General features: G+C 58.1%; 1 protein-coding gene. It reads right to left on the bottom strand.

Going from position 1 to position 664, the window contains the following annotated elements:
• The coding region (locus tag N1032_RS25780; protein ID WP_259543464.1) for a portal protein at nucleotides 1–664 on the bottom strand (664 nt) is incomplete at both ends.

Genomic DNA, 664 nt, shown 5'->3' with positions numbered 1-664 from the left:
TGGAAGTTCACACCTTCCATTTCCGGCGGTGGTGGCGGCAATGCGCCATCACGTAGCATCAGGGAGAAACAACGCTCTACGAGCGGCGTCAAATATTCCGCCTGATACCGGCCGAAGACCGGGCCGAGCTGCTGGCGTAAGAGGTTCAAGCGGGCTTGAACTTCCGTGGCCGTCATTGGCGTACCCTGGTTCGCTTGGCCCAGGGTGTCGGCCATCATGATTTTGCGGATCTGGCCCTGAAGGTTCTGTTCGGTGGTGAAGCTGACGTTAAAATCACTGCCGGTCATTAACGGCTTCATGCTGTCGACGCTGTTCGCGACGATGATCTTACGCGGGCCTACTGTCACCGTTTGCGGGTTAAGAATGCCGTCGTCTTCTGCAATCCACATACCGGCGTCGGCTAGCTCTGCCACCTGCTTCTGCCAGCGTTTAAGAACGTTTAGTTCTTTGATATCCGGGAGCGCCAGCGATACCGCGCCGATCCCGTACTGGCTACCCGGTACGCGTGACCATCGCGGCGCTACTACAGGAAACTCCCTGTAGCCGCTTTCCTGTACGACGGTCTTACCGGATAGGCTAACGTTGATCGATTGGAACGGCATGTTCCGCGCCAGCTTGCCGCCAGGGGCATACGAGGCGCGCGGCTGGATAACGTGGAGGAACT

The organism is Herbiconiux daphne, from assembly GCF_024979295.1.
GTDB classification, from domain to species: domain Bacteria; phylum Actinomycetota; class Actinomycetes; order Actinomycetales; family Microbacteriaceae; genus Herbiconiux; species Herbiconiux daphnes.
The sequence above is the reverse complement of the archived record's forward strand: the minus strand, read 5'-3'. Positions and strand labels throughout refer to the sequence as shown.